This is a genomic window from Caulobacter segnis (genome assembly GCF_023935105.1).
GTDB classification, from domain to species: Bacteria; Pseudomonadota; Alphaproteobacteria; order Caulobacterales; family Caulobacteraceae; genus Caulobacter; species Caulobacter segnis_B.
Window position 1 is genome coordinate 2,691,554 of sequence record NZ_CP096040.1, and the last position, 15,377, is coordinate 2,706,930.

The window sequence follows — 15,377 nt, forward strand, 5'->3', positions numbered from 1 at the left end:
TCGAGAGGGACGCCCGATGCTGAAGACCTACACCGGCAGCTGCCATTGCGGCGCGGTCCGCTATGAAGCCGACATCGACCTGGCGGCCGGGACCGGCCGCTGCAACTGCTCGATCTGCGCCAAGACCCGCAATTGGGGCGCGCTGATCAAGCCGGACGCCTTCCGCCTGCTGGCGGGCGAGGACGCCCAGACCGACTATCAGTTCGGCACGTTCAGCGGCCATATCCCATTCTGCAGCACGTGCGGCGTGCGCACCTTCAGCCATGGCTATGTCGAGCAGATCGGCGGCGCCTTTGTGTCCATCCGCGTCAATACGCTGGATGGCGTCACGCCGGAGGAACTGGCCGCGGCGCCGGTCAACTACGGCAACGGCCGTGACAATCTCTGGTGGGAACAGCCCTGCGAGGCGGAACGGCGCTATCTATAGGGGCCCCGGGCCATGACCAGCCTTCGCTTTCAGGCCAGGATCGATATCAACGGCGTCAACCCGTTCGTGCCGGTCGAGCCCGACCAGGCCGCGCGTCTGCGCGAAGGCTGGCGCAAGCCGATGCCGGTGCGGGTCCAGATCAATGGCGCGCCGGCCGAGCCGTGGCGGATCAACATGATGCCGCGCGGCGACGGCGGCTTCTTCCTCTATCTGCACGGTCTCGTCCGCGAGGCGGCGGCGGGTGTCGGCGTGGGCGACACGGTCGAGGTGTCCGTGGCCTTCGACGAGGACTATCGCGGCGGCCCCGCCCATTCGATGCCCGAGGCGTTCGCCGAAGGCCTGGCGCGCGATCCGGCCGCTGCCAAGGCTTGGGCTGCGCTCCCGCCCAGTCTCCGGAAAGAGGCCTTGCGCCGCTTCGCCAGTGTGAAATCCGCCGAGGCCAAGGCGCGGAATATCGAGGCCGCCTTGGCCGTGCTGGGCGGCGTCGAGGGCCGGTTCATGGCCCGCGACTGGAGGGACGGGGCGGTCGTCTAGACCAGCTTCTCGAAGGCCTGGTCCAGGTCGGCCTTCAGGTCCTCGACCGCCTCCAGGCCGATGTGCAGGCGCAGCAGCGGGCCTTCCAGGTTCACCGGAACCGATCGGTTCTTGAGCTGGGGATCGCAAGGAATGGCCAGGCTCTCGTAGCCGCCCCACGAGAAGCCCAGGCCGAACAGCTGCAAAGCGTCGAGGAAGGCGTGGACGGCGCGTTGGCTGCACGGCTTCAGCATCACGCCGAACAGGCCGCAGGCGCCGGTGAAGTCACGCTTCCAGATCGCATGGCCCGGATCGCCGGGTAGGGCGGGATGCAGCACCCGGGCCACTTCAGGCCTGTCCTGCAGCCAGCGCGCGATCTCGAGGCCGCTTTCCTGGTGGCGCGGCAGGCGCGTGGCCAGGGTCCGCAGGCCCCGCAGCATGGTGTAGGCGTCATCGGGCGACACCGACCAGCCGATGTCCCACATGGCGTCGCCCAGCTGATTTCCGATCACCGTGTCCATGGTCGTGGCCGAGCCCATGAAGCAGTCCGAGTGGCCGCCGACATATTTGGTCAGGGCCTGGACGCTGATCGTCACCCCATGCGCCAGCGGCTTGAACAGGAAGCCGGCGGCCCAAGTGTTGTCGATCAGGGTGATGATCCCGCGATCGTTGGCGGCCTTGGCGATAGCCGGAACGTCCTGCATCTCGAAGGTGAGCGAACCGGGCGCTTCCAGCAGGATCAGCCGGGTCTTTGGTGTGGCCAGCGCCATCAGCGCGTCGGGCGTCAGGGCCGGATCGTAGTAGGTCGTCTGGACGCCGAACCGGGTCAGCACGCGGTCGCAGAAACGGCGCGTGGGCTTGTAGGCGCTGTCGACCACCAGGATCTCGTCGCCGGCCTTCAGCACGGCCAGCATGGCGCCGGTGATCGCCGCCAGGCCCGACGGGTAGAGGGTGACGTCCGGCGAACCTTCGAGGTCGGCCAGGGCGCGTTGCAGGGCGGCGGGCGAGGCGAGGCCGGTGATGCCGTAGGTGATCTGGTTGTCGTCGTACAGCGACGCGGCATTGGGCAGCAGCACGGTGGAGCCGCGCTGGATCGGCGGATTGACCACGCGCGCCAGGTTCGTCGGCTCGGAGCCCTTGCGGATCAGGCGGGTTTCTTCATCCATGGGGGCACTCTTCGGCGACGCGGTCTAAGCCTTGTGGTTTAAGGCTCCGCGCGCGCGGTTCAAGGAGCGATCGGTGTCGGTGCGGTTCGGCTTGGCGATTTTGGCGGCGCTTGTCCTGGTGGGCTGCGATCGACCCGCGTCCACGCCCGAACCGAAACCGGTCGAGGCGCCGCTGAAGATCAAGCCGGCCGCGCCCAGTGCCACCCTGAAAGCCGTCCGGGCGCGCGGCGAGCTGCGCTGCGGCGTGAACCCGGAGCTGCCGGGCTTCGCGTTCCGCGACAATGGCGGGCGCTGGCGCGGCTTCAATGTCGACTTTTGCCGCGCCCTGGCCGCCGCCGTGCTGGGCAAGCCGGACCAGGTCGTCTTCGTCCCGCTGGGCAATGACGAGCGGATCGCGGCCCTACGCTCGGGCAAGGTCGACGTCCTGTGGCGCAACACCTCGTGGACCTTCTCGCGCGACGCCGGCGACCAGCTGGACATGGCGGCGATCTCGTATTTCGACGGCCAGGGCTTCCTGGTGCGTCGCAGCCTGAACCTGACCAGCGCCGTCGAGCTGAACACGGCCAAGATCTGCGTCCAGAGCAACGCCACCTCGGCCCAGAACCTGGAGGACTTCTTCCGTTCGCGCGGCATCGCCTACACGGCGATGATGTTCGACAGCGAGGAACAGACTCGCGCGGCCTACCAGGCCGACAAGTGCGACGCCTTCACGGCCGACATCTCGGCCCTTGCGGCGGCGCGCTCCGTGCTGGACGATCCGGGCGCGCATGTAATCCTGCCCGACGCCATCTCCAAGGAGCCGCTGGGCCCGCTGGTGCGCCAGGACGATCCGGCCTGGACCGACATCGTCCGCTGGACGCTCTACGCCCTGATCCTGGCCGAGGAGCATGGGGTGACCAAGGCCAATGCGAAGGCCATGAAGGACGGCCCTGATCCCGAGGCGCGGCGGCTGCTGGGCGAGGGCGGCTACGGCGCCATGCTGGGCCTGGACGCCGACTGGGCCTATCGCGCGATCACCGCCGGCGGCAACTACGGCGAGATCTTCGACCGCGAGATCGGCGGCGGCTCGGCGTTGAAGCTGGACCGGGGTCTGAACGCCCTGTGGAACGCCCAGAAGCCCGGCCTGCTGTACGCGCCGCCGATGCGCTGATCAGGTGGCGGGGCCTGTCGCGACCGGGGTGTCGGCGAGGCCGCCCCATTCGGTCCACGAGCCGTCGTAGACGGCCGAGCGTGGCTTACCCAGGCGGAACAGGGCCAGGGCCACGACCGAGGCGGTGATGCCCGAGCCGCAGGTCGAGACGATCGGCTTGTCGATGTCGACGCCGGCGGCCTGGAACACCGTCTTCAGCTTGTCGGCCGGCAGCATCGTGCCGTCCGGGGCGATCAGGGCCGAGAGCGGGATGTTGCGGGCACCGGGCATATGGCCGCCACGCAGACCGGCGCGCGGCTCGGGATCGCGCCCCTCGAAGCGGCCGGCGGCGCGGGCGTCGATGACCTGCTCGGCGCCGGTTTCGACGACGCTCCGCATCTGCTCCAACGAGCGGTAGATGTCGGCCTGCCAGCGCGGGGTGAAGTGGCGTTCCTGCGGCGAGGCCGGGCCGTCCTCGATCGGGCGGCCCTCGGCGATCCATTTGGGCAGGCCGCCGTCCAGCACCACGACGTCCTCATGGCCCATGGCGCGGAAGTGCCACCAGGCGCGGGCGGCCGGCAGGATGCCTGTGGTGTCATAGACGACGATCCGCGAACCGTCGCCCAGGCCCAGCTTCTTGACCCGCGCGGCGAACTTGGTCGCGGTCGGAATCATGTGCGGCAGGTCCGAGGCCTCGTCGGAGATGTCGTCGATGTCGAAGAACACCGCGCCGGGGATATGCGCGGCCAGGAACTCCTGGGCCGGATCGCGCTGGGCGGCGGGCATGTGCCACGAAGCGTCGACCACGCGCACGTCCGGCGCGTCGAGATGCTCGGCCAGCCAGGCGGTGGAAACCAGCGGATCGGACGGAATGGCCATGGGACGCCTCTTGCGATGTGACTCGGCGGCGACCTTACATCCAAGGCGGCGTCGGCAAGCCCTTTTCCGCGAGGAACGCGGGATTGAACAGCTTGGACTGATAGCGCGAGCCGTGGTCGCACAGGATGGTCACGATGGTGTGGCCGGGGCCCAGCGCCTTGGCCAGCTTGATCGCGCCGGCGACGTTGATGCCCGACGAGCCGCCCAGGCACAGGCCCTCGTGCTGGACGAGATCGTAGACGACCTCCAGCATCTCCTCGTCGGTGACGCGGAACGGGAAGTCGACGGCCAGGTCTTCCAGATTGGCGGTGACGCGGCCCTGACCGATGCCCTCGCTGATCGAGGTCCCCTCGGACTTCAGCTCGCCGTCCTTGTACCAGCTGTACAGGGACGCGCCGTAGGGGTCGGCCAGGCCGATCTTCACGCCGGGCTTGCGCTCGCGCAGGGCCGCGGCGACGCCGGCCAGGGTGCCGCCCGAGCCCACCGCGCAGATGAAGCCGTCGACCTTGCCGCCGGTCTGCTCGAAGATCTCGGGACCGGTGGTGCGGTAGTGGGCGTCGCGGTTGGCGACGTTGTCGAACTGGTTGGCCCAGACAACTCCGTTAGGCTCTGTTTTGGCAAGTTCCTCGGCCAAGCGCCCGGAATAGCGGACGTAATTGTCGGGGTTGGAGTAGGGGACGGCGTCGACCTCGACCAGCTCGGCGCCCAACAGCCGGATGGCGTCCTTCTTTTCCTGGCTCTGGGTGCGCGGGATGACGATCGTCGTCTTGTAGCCCAGCGCCGAGGCGACCATGGCCAGGCCGATGCCGGTGTTGCCGGCGGTGCCTTCGACGATGCGGCCGCCCGGCTTCAGCAGGCCTTTCGCCTCGGCGTCGCGGATGATGCCCAGCGCCGCGCGGTCCTTGACCGACTGGCCCGGGTTCATGAACTCGGCCTTGCCCAGGATCTCGCAGCCCGTGGCCTCGCTGGCGCGCTGAAGGCGGATCAGCGGGGTGTTTCCGATCGCGTCCAGGACGGAGGGGAGAGCGCTGGGCAGGGCGGTCATGAGGGGCCTTCGAGGGACGTCTTGGATCGCTGGTAGATCGTGCCGCGCCCCGCCAGCGCAACCCCAATTTTCCTGAAGGCGGATGAGCCCGATCGACAAAGCCTGAGCCCGGTCATGGGCTTGTCCGACTATCCACAGGGATGTCCGATCGATACTAAGCCGGATGGCTTGGTATTCCCGCCTCAGCTTCGGCTCAGACCCAGCTGGATCACGTTGGTGCGCTCGGTCCGGAAGCCGGCCTCGCAGTAGCTGAGATAGAACCGCCACAGACGCCGGAAGCGCTCGTCGAAGCCGTCCTTGCGGATGTCGCTCCACGCGGCCTCGAAGCGGCGGCCCCATTCGGCCAGGGTGTCGGCATAATTCTGGCCGAAGCGCTTGAGATCGCTCCATTCCAGGCCGGCGCGCTCGGTCTCCTCCTTGAGGCGCGCCTCGCTGGGCAGCATGCCGCCCGGGAAGATGTAGCGCTGGATGAAGTCGGTGCGGCCGCGGTACTTCGGGAACAGCTCGTCGCGGATGGTGATGATCTGCAGGCCCGCGCGGCCGCCGGGCTTCAGGACCTCGTGGATCTTGTCGAAATAGGCCGGCCAATAGGCTTCGCCCACCGCCTCGAACATCTCGATGGAGGCGACGGCGTCGTACTGGCCCTGGACGTCGCGATAGTCGATCAGGCGGATGTTGGCCTTTTCCGAAAGACCCTGCTCGAACAGGCGCTTGCGGGCGAAATCGTACTGGGCCTGCGAGATGGTGATGCCGGTGACCTTGGCCCCGACCTCCTTGGCCGCGAACTCGGCGAAGCCGCCCCAGCCGCAGCCGATCTCCAGCACGTGCTTGCCGGGCGAAAGATCGATGGTCCGGGCCAGGGCCGCGTACTTGGCGGCCTGCGCCTCGGGCAGCGGCTGGTTGGGCCGCTCGTACAGGGCCGACGAGTAGGTCATGCTGGGGTCCAGCCAGCGCGAGTAGAAGCCGTTGCCCAGGTCATAGTGGGCGTGGATGTTGCGCCTGGATCCGGCCCGGCTGTTGCCGTGCAGTATGTGGTAGAAGATGTTGACCGCGCGCATGACCGGATTGCCCGACAGCAGCGCCGACAGCCGGTCGAAGTTCAGCGAGAACGCTTCCAGCACAACCGAAAGGTCCGGCGTCTCCCATTCGCCGGCCATGAAGCCCTCGGCGAAGCCGATGGTCCCGGCGGCGAAGGCGCGGCGCATGAAGTTGTAGTCGTTGATCCGCACGACCGCGTCCGGGCCGGGCTGGGCGCCGGTGATCCTCAGGGCCTTGCCCGTGGGCAGGATCCAGGTGACAGAGCCGGTGTCCCAGTTGGTCGCCACCACGCGGAGGGCGGCGCGGAAGGCCGTCGGCGCGGCCTTCAGGTCGGGATCGTTCCAGAGCGCAGTATCCAAGGCGAGGCCTCGCATCCGGTGACGCGTTTATTAACGCCGTTAACCCCCGTTTCGTAAAGCCCCGGCCCAGCTAGAGGCTCCGGTAAGCCTCCATCGCCTTTGCGCGTGCTTGAGCGTGGTCCACGATCGGTGGTGCATAGAGACGCTCGGCGCCGGTCGGCGGATGTAGGGCGCGGGTCCACGGCCTGTGGATAACGTCGTCGGGAACGTTCCGGAGCTCGGGGACCCACCGGCGGACATAGGCGCCCTTCGGATCGAACTTCTCACCCTGGGCGATGGGGTTGAAGATCCGGAAATAGGGCGAGGCGTCGGCGCCGCTGCCGGCCACCCACTGCCAGTTGCCGACATTGTTGGCCAGGTCGGCGTCGACCAGGGTGTCCCAGAACCAGGCCTCGCCCTCGCGCCAGTCGACCAGCAGGTGCTTGATCAGGAAGGAGGCGACGATCATCCGCACGCGATTGTGCATGAAGCCGGTGGCCCACAGCTCGCGCATGCCGGCGTCGACGATCGGATAGCCGGTCTGGCCCTTGGTCCAGGCCTCGAGAAAGGCGTCGTTCCTGGCCCACGGGAAGCGATCGAACTCCGGTTTGAAGCTCTTGGTCGGCAGGTCGGGCCAATGGAACAGGATGGCGTGGTTGAACTCGCGCCAGCCCAGTTCGGACAGGAACTTGTCGACCTCGCCGGCCGGAGCGTCGCCGTGCTCGGCGGCGTTGTGGGCGGCCAGCCAGACCTGGCGCGGTCCGATCTCACCGAAATGCAGGTGCGGCGACAGGCCGGACGTGGCCTCGACGCCCGGCACATCCCGCTTCTCGCCATAGCCGTCGACCGGCCCCGACAGGAAGCCGTCCAACCGGGCCAGCGCCCCGGACTCGCCCGGTGTCCAGTGGTCGAAGCCCGTGGACCAGTCGGGCTTGGTCGGGGGCAAGCGCCAGCTGACCAGGCTTTCGCCGCGTGGAAAATGCTCGGGCGATTTCAGGTGCCTGGGCGCGGGTTCCACCACCACATGACTGAGATTCTCGCGCGCCGCCCGCCAATAGGGCGTGAAGACCTTGTAGGGCTGGCCCGCGCCGTTCTTGACGGTCCACGGTTCGTTCAGCAAGCCGGCGTTGAAGCTCTGGCCGTCGACGCCGGCCGTCTTCAGCCGGGCCTTGATCGCGGTGTCGCGGTCGATGCTGGCCTTGTCGTAGAGCCGGTTCCACAGCACGCAGGTCGCGCCCGTATGCGCGATGACGTCGTCCAGAACCTCGGCGGCGACGCCCTTGCGCAGCACCAGCCTGTTGCCAAGCTTCTCAAGGCTTTCGGCCAGGCTCTTGAGCGACTTGTCCAGCCACCACAGCGAGGCGCCGCCCATGGGGCGGAGGCCGGGCGTCTCGTCGAGAATGTAGAGGCAGATCACCGGCCGGCCGCTACCCTCGGCATGGCGCAGGGCGGGATTGTCGGCTATGCGCAGGTCGTTGCGGAACCAGACGATCACCGCCGTCTCTACGGCCTTGCTATCGTCACTGTTCTTGCGCACTTGCACCGTCCTGCCCGAAGGGTCACCTCTTGGGCGCCCGAAGTTCTAATACGCTGGAATGCTCGCCTTGGATCAGCCGCAAGCCGTCGCCCCGAACGCCGTCGTCGAGATCAAGACCCCGACCGGCGCGCCCGTCCGCATCGGCAACGGCGAGAAGCTGTCGATCATCGCCGGGCCCTGCCAGATGGAAAGCCGCCAGCACGCGCTGGAGACGGCTCACGCGCTGAAGGAGATGGCCGAGCGTCTTGGTGTCGGCCTGATCTACAAGACCTCGTACGACAAGGCCAACCGAACCTCGGCCAACGCCCAGCGCGGCATCGGCTTGGTGGATAGCTTGCCGATCTTCCAGGAGATCCGCGAGGTCACCGGCCTGCCGACCCTGACCGACGTGCACGAGACCAGCCACTGCCCGATCGTGGCCGAGGCCGTCGACGTCATCCAGATCCCGGCCTTCCTGTGCCGCCAGACCGACCTGCTGGTCGCCGCCGCCAATACGGGCCGGGCGATCAACATCAAGAAGGGCCAGTTCCTGGCTCCGTGGGACATGAAGAACGTCGTCGCCAAGGTGACCGGCGCGGGCAACCCCAACGTCATGGCCTGCGAGCGCGGCGCCTCGTTCGGCTACAACACCCTGGTCAGCGACATGCGGTCCTTGCCGGTCATGAAGGAGATCGGCTGCCCGGTCGTCTTCGACGCCACTCACAGCGTCCAGCAGCCGGGCGGGCAAGGCACGTCGTCGGGCGGCCAGCGCGAGTTCGTGCCGGTCCTGGCCCGCGCGGCCGTGGCCGTCGGCGTGGCCTGCGTGTTCATCGAGACCCATCCGGATCCCGACCACGCGCCCTCGGACGGCCCGAACATGGTGCCGATGAGCCAGTTCGAGGCCCTGGTGGCCAATCTGCTGAAGTACGACGCCCTGACCAAGGCGGCGTAGGCGATGAGCCGTCGCATCGTTCTCGTCACCGGCGGCGCGGGCTTCATCGGGTCGAACGTCGTCGCGCGCCTCTGCGAGGATCCGGCCCTGGACGTCGTGGTCTGTGACCATCTGCGCGACGCGGGCTCGGGCAAGTGGCGCAACATCGCCAAGCACCCGATCGCCGACTTCGTCGCGCCCGAGCAGTTGTTCGACTGGCTGGCCAAGCGGGGCTCCGAGGTCGAGCTGATCATCCACATGGGCGCGGTGTCCTCGACCACCGAGCAGGACGCCGACAAGATCGTGCAGTCCAACTTCGTCCTGTCCCGCGACCTGTGGGACTGGTGCGTCGAGCACGGCAAGCGTCTGACCTACGCCTCGTCGGCCGCGACCTATGGCGACGGCGGCCTGGGCTTCGAGGGCAAGGACGACCTGGCCTCGCTGCAGGCCCTGCGGCCGCTGAACGCCTATGGCTGGTCCAAGGCCCTGTTCGACATTTACGCCGTGCGCGAGGCCCATCGCGGCCGCGCCCCGGCCCAGTGGGCGGGCTTGAAGTTCTTCAACGTCTACGGCCCCAACGAGGACCACAAGGGCGGCATGAAGTCGGTCGTCGCCCAGATCTGGCCGCGCGTCGCGGCCGGCGAGGGGGTCAAGCTCTTCAAGTCGCACCATCCGGACTACGAGGACGGCGGCCAGCTGCGCGACTTCGTCTATGTCCGCGACGCGGTCGACGTAATCGCCTGGCTGTCCAGGAGCCCCGCCGTGAACGGCGTCTTCAACCTGGGCTCGGGCCATGCGCGCTCGTTCCGCGACCTGGCCGTGGCGACCTTCGAGGCCGCTGGCCGCACACCGGACATCACCTATATCGACATGCCCGAGGTGCTGCGCGGCAAGTACCAGTACTACACCCAGGCCGACATGAGCCGCCTGCGGGCCGCCGGCTACAACGCGCCGATGACCGCGCTGGAGGATGGCGTGGCCGACTACGTGGCGGGCTACCTGAACACCGACGATCCCTATCGCTGACCGCTATAGATGACCCAAGGGCACGGTTGCCGGTGGCGGCCGTGGGCGTAGGCTGGCCCTGAGATCGAGGCGCGAACCTCGACGTCAGGGAGTTGCTCATGGCCGGTATCGCCGCCTGGGGCGCCTATGCGCCGCGTCTGCGTCTGAGCCGCAAGGCGGTGACCGAGGCCAATGCCTGGGTCGCGCCGAACCTGAAGGCCAAGGGCAAGGGCGAGCGCGCGATGGCCAACTGGGACGAGGACGCCCTGACCATGGCGGTCGAGGCGGCCCGCGACGCCCTGGGCCCCGAAGACGATCGCTCGCACATCGACAGCCTCTACTTCGCCTCGACGACCGCGCCGTTCGCCGACCGGCTGAACGCGGGGATCGTCTCGGCGGCCCTGACCCTGGAAAAGTCGATCGCCGCCAGCGATGTCACCGGCTCACAGCGCTGTGGGCTGACGGCGCTGGGCCAGGCCTTGGCGGCGGGCGGCAAAGCTCTGGTCGCGGTCGGCGAGCACCGAAGGGCCCGCGCGGTCTCGGCCCAGGAGCTGGATTTCGGCGATGGCGCGGCGGCCTTCGTCGTCTCCGACGAACCTGGCGCGGCCGAGCTGCTGGGGCGCGGCAGCGTCACTGACGACTTTGTCGACCACTTCCGCGGCGACGACGGCGGCTTCGACTATTACTGGGAGGAGCGCTGGATCCGCGACGAGGGCGTCGTCAAGCTGGTCCCGCCGGCGATCAGGAAGGCGCTTGAAGTCGCCGGCCTAAAGGCTTCCGACGTCGATCACTTCTGCTTTCCCTCGACCTTCGCCGGCATGGCCGCGACCGTGGCCAAGACGGTCGGAATCCGGCCAGAAGCCGTCCGCGACAACCTGGCCGCCGTGATGGGCGAGGCCGGCTGCGCGCACGGGCCGATCATGCTGGCGCACGCGCTGGAAGAGGCCAAGGCGGGCGCGGTCATCCTGGTCGCCCAGTTCGGCCAAGGCGCCGAGGCGCTGGTGTTCCGCGCCACCGGCCAGGGCCAGCGCCCCGCGCGCGGCGTCACGGGCTCTCTGGTCGATCGCCAGGAAGAGACCAACTACCTGAAGTTCCTGACCTTCAACGGCCTGGTCGAATGGGACAAGGGCATGCGGGCCGAGAAGGACAACAAGACGGCCCTGACCACCCTCTATCGCAACGAGGACATGATCCTGGGTCTCGTCGGCGGTCGCTGCCGCGAGACCGGCGTCGTCCAGTTCCCCCGCACCCGCATCTCGGTCGCGCCGAACAACCCCGCCGTTGACACCCAGGAGCCTTACCGCTTCGCCGAGCGCCGGGCCAGCGTGCTCAGCTATTCGGCCGACTACCTGACCTTCTCAATGGCTCCGCCCAACCACTACGGCATGATCGTCTTCGAGGGCGGCGGGCGGATCATGATGGACATCACCGACGTCGCGCCGGGCGATGTCGAGACGGGTTTGCCGGTGCGGATGGTGTTCCGCATCAAGGAGGTCGACGAGAAGCGCGGCTTTGTCCGCTACTTCTGGAAGGCCACGCCGGACCGAGCCGCGATCGCCGCTCAAGCCTCTCAAGCCGCCGAATAAGGAAGACCGATCATGCCGCAGGGTATCCGGGACAAGGTCGCCATCCTCGGGATGGGCTGCAGCAAGTTCGGCGAGCGCTGGGACGCTGGGCCCGACGACCTGATGGTCGAGGCCTATCTGGAGGCGATGCAGGACGCCGGGATCGAGCCGAGCCAGTTGGACGCGGCCTGGTTTTCGACGCACATCGACGAGATTGGTTCGGGCAAGGGCGGCACGCCGCTGTCGATCGCCCTGCGCCTGCCCAACATCGCCGTCACCCGGGTCGAGAACTTCTGCGCCTCGGGTTCGGAAGCCTTCCGGGGCGCGGTCTACGCCGTGGCGGCCGGCGCGGCCGACATCGCCCTGGCCGTCGGCGTCGAGAAGCTGAAGGACACGGGTTACGGCGGCCTGCCGGTGGCCAATCCCGGCACGCTTAATCCGCAGGTCATGCCGAACGGCTCGGCGCCAGGCAACTTCGCCCAGCTGGCCAGCGCCTACCGCGCCAAGCACGGGGTTTCGAAGGACGACCTGAAGCGCGCCATCGCCCACGTTTCGGTCAAGAGCCACGCCAACGGCGCCAAGAACCCCAAAGCCCACCTGCGCAAGCCGATCACCGCCGAGCAGGCCCTCGCCGCGCCGATGATCGCCGAGCCGCTGGGCCTGTTCGACTGCTGCGGGGTCTCGGACGGCGCGGCCGCCGCGATCGTCACCACGCCCGAGATCGCTCGAGCGCTGGGCAAGCACGACCTCGTCACCGTCAAGGCCCTGCAGCTGTCGGTCTCGAACGGCTACGAGAGCCAGTACAACGGCTGGGACGGCAGCCACTTCCACACCGCCCGCATCGCCGCCGGCAAGGCCTACAAGGAGGCCGGCATAGAGCGGCCGCGCGAGCAGATCTCGATGATGGAGGTCCACGACTGCTTCTCGATCACCGAGCTGGTGACGATGGAGGACCTGTTCATCTCGCCGGAGGGCCAAGGCTGGCGCGACGTGTTGGACGGCTTCTACGACGCCGACGGCGGGGTGCCATGCCAGATCGACGGCGGCCTGAAGTGCTTCGGCCATCCGATCGGCGCCTCGGGCCTGCGAATGCTGTACGAGATGTACCTGCAGCTGCAGGGACGGGCCGGCGAGCGGCAGCTTTCGAACCCGGTCTTCGGCATGACGCACAACCTGGGCGGCGCCCCGGCCAGCAATGTCTGCTCGGTGGCCATCATCGGCCAGGAAGGGGCGTAGGAAAGGGGCTTAAAGCCTGGCGGGCCTTGGTGTACCCAGGATTCATGGGCGGTCCGTTCAAAGGCTTCAAGCGTTGGATCTTCGCCGGGGCGGTGCTGTTGCTGGCGCTGATCCTCGCGCCGGCCTTCGTGTGGCGCTACGACATCCTCAGCAACGCCCTGGACCCCAAGGTCCCGTTCCTGACCTATCGTCCGCCGCCCGCGCCGGACTATGGCAAGGCCGTTTCGTGGGCGCTGCTGCCTCGTAGCCCCGAGGGCCCGGCGCCTGCCGACAGGCCGGTCGATGTATTCTTCGTCCATCCGACCACCTTCGACGGCGGCCGCGACTGGAACGGCGACATCGACCAGCCCAAGGCCCAGCGCTTCCTGTCGCGCGTGGTGATCCCGAACTACGCCGGACCGTTCGATCGGGTCGGGCGGGTGTTCGCGCCACGCTACCGGCAGGCCAGCCTCTATACTTATCTGACCCTGCGCGACGACGCCCGCGAGGCGCGCCGCTTCGCCTATGGCGATGTATTGCAGGCCTTCCGGACCTATCTGGTCCGCTATGGCCAGGACCGGCCCTTCGTCATCGTCGGGGTGGAGCAGGGCGGCTCTCTGGCCGCGCGCCTGCTGCGCGAGGAGATCGCCACCAAGCCCGAGCTCAAGCGCCGCCTGGTGGCCGCCTATCTGATCGAGACCGCCGCGCCCGCCGACGAGTACGCGCCCGACGCGCCCTTGCCGGCCTGCGAGCGCAAGGCCGAGACCGGCTGCGTGGCCGCCTGGATCTCAGCGCCGGAAGGCGACTTCCAGCGCGTGCAGGAACTGATCGGTCGGTCGCTGGTCTGGGACCGCTCGGACCAACTGGTCAACCTCGAGGGGCGCACGCCCCTGTGCTTCAATCCGCTGCTCGGCGCCGTCTCGCCCGAGCGGGCGCCGGCGCGGCTGAACCTGGGAGCGACCAACGCCACGGGGCTGGATTGGGGCGCCCGTCCGGCCTTCCTGCAACGCGAGGTCGCCGCGCGCTGCGAGAACGGCGTGCTGCGCACCAGCAAGCCCAAGTCCAGCTCGCTGCGCGACAGCGGCTCGTGGGCCGACCGGCGCAAGGTCGACGCCTACAACCTGTTCTACGCCGACCTGGAGGCCGACGCCCTGGCGCGGGTTGCGGCGATGACCGGCCGTCCGCCAGCCGTGGCTTCGCCTCAATAGGCTTCGGCGGCGAGCAGGGCCGCCAGACCGCCATAGCCGGGCTGGTCGATGGCGATCTGGCCGACCGCCGTGGCGCGCAGGTGGGCCAGCAGGGCGGGGTCCAGCGGATCGATCGCGCCGTCCCTGAGCGCCTCGCAAAGCCTGGCGTTCAGCGCGGCGAAGTCGCCTGCCTGGCCCAGCAGGGCCGTCAGCCGTTCAACCGCCTCGGCCTCCAGTCGCGCGCCGTGCTCGGCCTCGCGGGCCAAGGTGGCGCGGGCGTTGTCGGTCACCCGGGCCAGGAAGGCCTGGCGGACGTCGCCGGGAAGGACGGGTTCCGCCTCGAAGGCGGCTACGGCTTCGGACAGTTCCGCGGCGGTGGGATGGGAGGTCATGCCGCCTCCATCAGGGCCACCAGGTCGATCTCGGTCTCGCTGGCGCGTCGGCCGATCATGGCGCGTTCGATCGAGCGGTCCGCGCCGGTGGCGAAGCTCTGGTACATCATCAGGCACATGACGCCCCATTTCAGCGAGCCCAGGGCCTGCCAGAACCGGACGCGGTCCAGCGCTATGTCGCCGCCGTGGCCGTCTAGCAGGTCGGCATAGTCGCCGAAGCCGCCGACGGGTTTCTTCCATTCGCCGAAGCGCCAGGAGTTGACGCAGATCCACCCCAGATCCTCCGCCGGGTCGCCCAGGTGGGCCAGCTCCCAATCCAGCACGCCGACCAGGCCGCCCTCGGGATGGATCATCAGATTGCCGTTGCGGAAGTCGCCATGCACCAGCACCGGCCGTTCGGGCGGCGGCGGCGCGATGGCCTCCAGCCAACGGAAGGCCGCCTCCAGGATCGGCCGCGCCGCGCCCATTTGCCGATAGACGGCCTCATAGCGCGCCAGCTCGCCGCGCGCGTCCGAGGTCGCCAGCGGCGGCAGGCCCTCGGTCGGGATGGCGTGGATCCTGGCCAGCACCTCGCCACAGCGGCGCGCCAGGCCCGGCCGGACGGCGGCGAAGGCTTCGTCGCGAACGATGCGGCGGCCCAGGGTCTCGCCCTCCAGGCGGCGCATGACATAGGCCTCGCCGAGATCGTCGCCCGGTTCGCAGACGTGGACAACGCGGGGCGCCGGCGCGCCAGCGGCGTCGGCGGCGCGGATCAGGGCGGCTTCGCCCGCCAGCGGCAGGGCGGTCTCGCGCGGGATGGCGCTGTCAGGCTGCCGGCGCAGGATCAGGGGCGTCGCGTCGTCCAGATCGAAGGCCCAGGTCTCCAGGCTGGCTCCGCCCGACAGGCGACGGGCGTTCAACGCGCGCGTCGCGGTCGGCGACAGGCGCGGGGCGAGGCGGTCGAGGGCGGCGGCGACGTCCATGGCGGAAAGCTTCCAGCCTTCACCCGACGTCAGGCAAGCCCTCTCACGCTTTACGGCGAGCCCGGCGCG

The 15,377-nt window shown here is 68.7% G+C and carries 15 protein-coding genes; 8 read left to right on the forward strand and 7 right to left on the reverse strand.

Annotated features, from left to right (window positions below; translation table 11 throughout):
- Window positions 1–16 precede the first annotated feature (16 nt).
- Both MZV50_RS12745 and MZV50_RS12750 read left to right on the forward strand, forming a co-directional pair.
- Entirely contained in the window at window positions 17–427 is a 411-nt protein-coding gene (locus MZV50_RS12745; protein WP_252635028.1) for a GFA family protein, read from the forward strand.
- Between the two features lie 12 nt (window positions 428–439).
- Window positions 440–961, forward strand: a complete 522-nt coding sequence (locus tag MZV50_RS12750; protein ID WP_252635029.1) for a YdeI/OmpD-associated family protein — start codon at window positions 440–442, stop codon at window positions 959–961.
- Here the strand turns inward: MZV50_RS12750 and metC are convergent.
- A complete protein-coding gene (gene metC / locus MZV50_RS12755; protein ID WP_252635030.1) occupies window positions 958–2,106 on the reverse strand; it encodes a cystathionine beta-lyase in 1,149 nt (382 codons plus the stop codon). The two genes, MZV50_RS12750 and metC, sit on opposite strands and share 4 nt — an antisense overlap.
- A 73-nt stretch (window positions 2,107–2,179) precedes the next feature.
- Here metC and MZV50_RS12760 point away from each other — a divergent pair, with 73 nt between their 5' ends.
- Window positions 2,180–3,256: an amino acid ABC transporter substrate-binding protein gene (locus MZV50_RS12760; RefSeq protein ID WP_252635031.1), complete on the forward strand. Its 1,077-nt coding sequence runs from the start codon at window positions 2,180–2,182 to the stop codon at window positions 3,254–3,256.
- On the opposite strand, the gene sseA is transcribed toward MZV50_RS12760, so the two are convergent.
- From sseA to MZV50_RS12780, 4 genes are all read right to left on the reverse strand, one after another.
- Entirely contained in the window at window positions 3,257–4,114 is an 858-nt protein-coding gene (gene sseA, locus MZV50_RS12765) for a 3-mercaptopyruvate sulfurtransferase (RefSeq protein WP_252635032.1), read from the reverse strand. It lies immediately after the preceding gene.
- A 34-nt stretch (window positions 4,115–4,148) separates the two neighbouring features.
- Complete coding sequence (locus tag MZV50_RS12770; RefSeq protein WP_252635033.1) at window positions 4,149–5,159, reverse strand: cysteine synthase A; 1,011 nt, start codon at window positions 5,157–5,159, stop codon at window positions 4,149–4,151.
- Between the two features lie 182 nt (window positions 5,160–5,341).
- Window positions 5,342–6,571 (reverse strand): SAM-dependent methyltransferase, encoded by a 1,230-nt coding sequence (locus MZV50_RS12775; RefSeq protein WP_252635034.1) that lies wholly within the window; start codon window positions 6,569–6,571, stop codon window positions 5,342–5,344.
- A 55-nt stretch (window positions 6,572–6,626) separates the two neighbouring features.
- On the reverse strand, window positions 6,627–8,078 hold the full coding sequence (locus MZV50_RS12780) for a cryptochrome/photolyase family protein (protein WP_252635035.1): 1,452 nt from the start codon (window positions 8,076–8,078) through the stop codon (window positions 6,627–6,629).
- Window positions 8,079–8,139: 61 nt separating this feature from the next.
- Between MZV50_RS12780 and kdsA the strand changes: the two genes are divergently transcribed.
- The 5 genes from kdsA to MZV50_RS12805 all read left to right on the forward strand — a co-directional run bounded on the left by kdsA (window position 8,140) and on the right by MZV50_RS12805 (window position 13,975).
- Window positions 8,140–9,003 carry a 3-deoxy-8-phosphooctulonate synthase gene (gene kdsA, locus MZV50_RS12785; RefSeq protein ID WP_252635036.1) on the forward strand — a complete coding sequence of 288 codons (864 nt, stop codon included), beginning with the start codon at window positions 8,140–8,142 and terminating at the stop codon, window positions 9,001–9,003.
- 3 nt (window positions 9,004–9,006) lie between these two features.
- Complete coding sequence (rfaD, locus tag MZV50_RS12790) at window positions 9,007–10,008, forward strand: ADP-glyceromanno-heptose 6-epimerase (protein WP_252635037.1); 1,002 nt, start codon at window positions 9,007–9,009, stop codon at window positions 10,006–10,008.
- A gap of 98 nt (window positions 10,009–10,106) precedes the next feature.
- Window positions 10,107–11,573, forward strand: coding sequence for an OB-fold domain-containing protein (locus MZV50_RS12795; RefSeq protein ID WP_252635038.1), 1,467 nt, complete (start codon window positions 10,107–10,109; stop codon window positions 11,571–11,573).
- 12 nt (window positions 11,574–11,585) lie between these two features.
- Window positions 11,586–12,788 (forward strand): acetyl-CoA acetyltransferase, encoded by a 1,203-nt coding sequence (locus tag MZV50_RS12800; RefSeq protein WP_252635039.1) that lies wholly within the window; start codon window positions 11,586–11,588, stop codon window positions 12,786–12,788.
- Window positions 12,789–12,832: 44 nt separating this feature from the next.
- Complete coding sequence (locus MZV50_RS12805) at window positions 12,833–13,975, forward strand: DUF3089 domain-containing protein (protein WP_252635040.1); 1,143 nt, start codon at window positions 12,833–12,835, stop codon at window positions 13,973–13,975.
- On the opposite strand, the gene MZV50_RS12810 is transcribed toward MZV50_RS12805, so the two are convergent.
- Both MZV50_RS12810 and MZV50_RS12815 read right to left on the reverse strand, forming a co-directional pair.
- Window positions 13,969–14,346: a DUF6285 domain-containing protein gene (locus MZV50_RS12810; RefSeq protein WP_252635041.1), complete on the reverse strand. Its 378-nt coding sequence runs from the start codon at window positions 14,344–14,346 to the stop codon at window positions 13,969–13,971. The two genes, MZV50_RS12805 and MZV50_RS12810, sit on opposite strands and share 7 nt — an antisense overlap.
- A complete protein-coding gene (locus MZV50_RS12815; RefSeq protein ID WP_354668940.1) occupies window positions 14,343–15,308 on the reverse strand; it encodes a phosphotransferase family protein in 966 nt (321 codons plus the stop codon). Before MZV50_RS12815 ends, MZV50_RS12810 begins: the two co-directional genes overlap by 4 nt.
- Window positions 15,309–15,377: the final 69 nt, after the last annotated feature.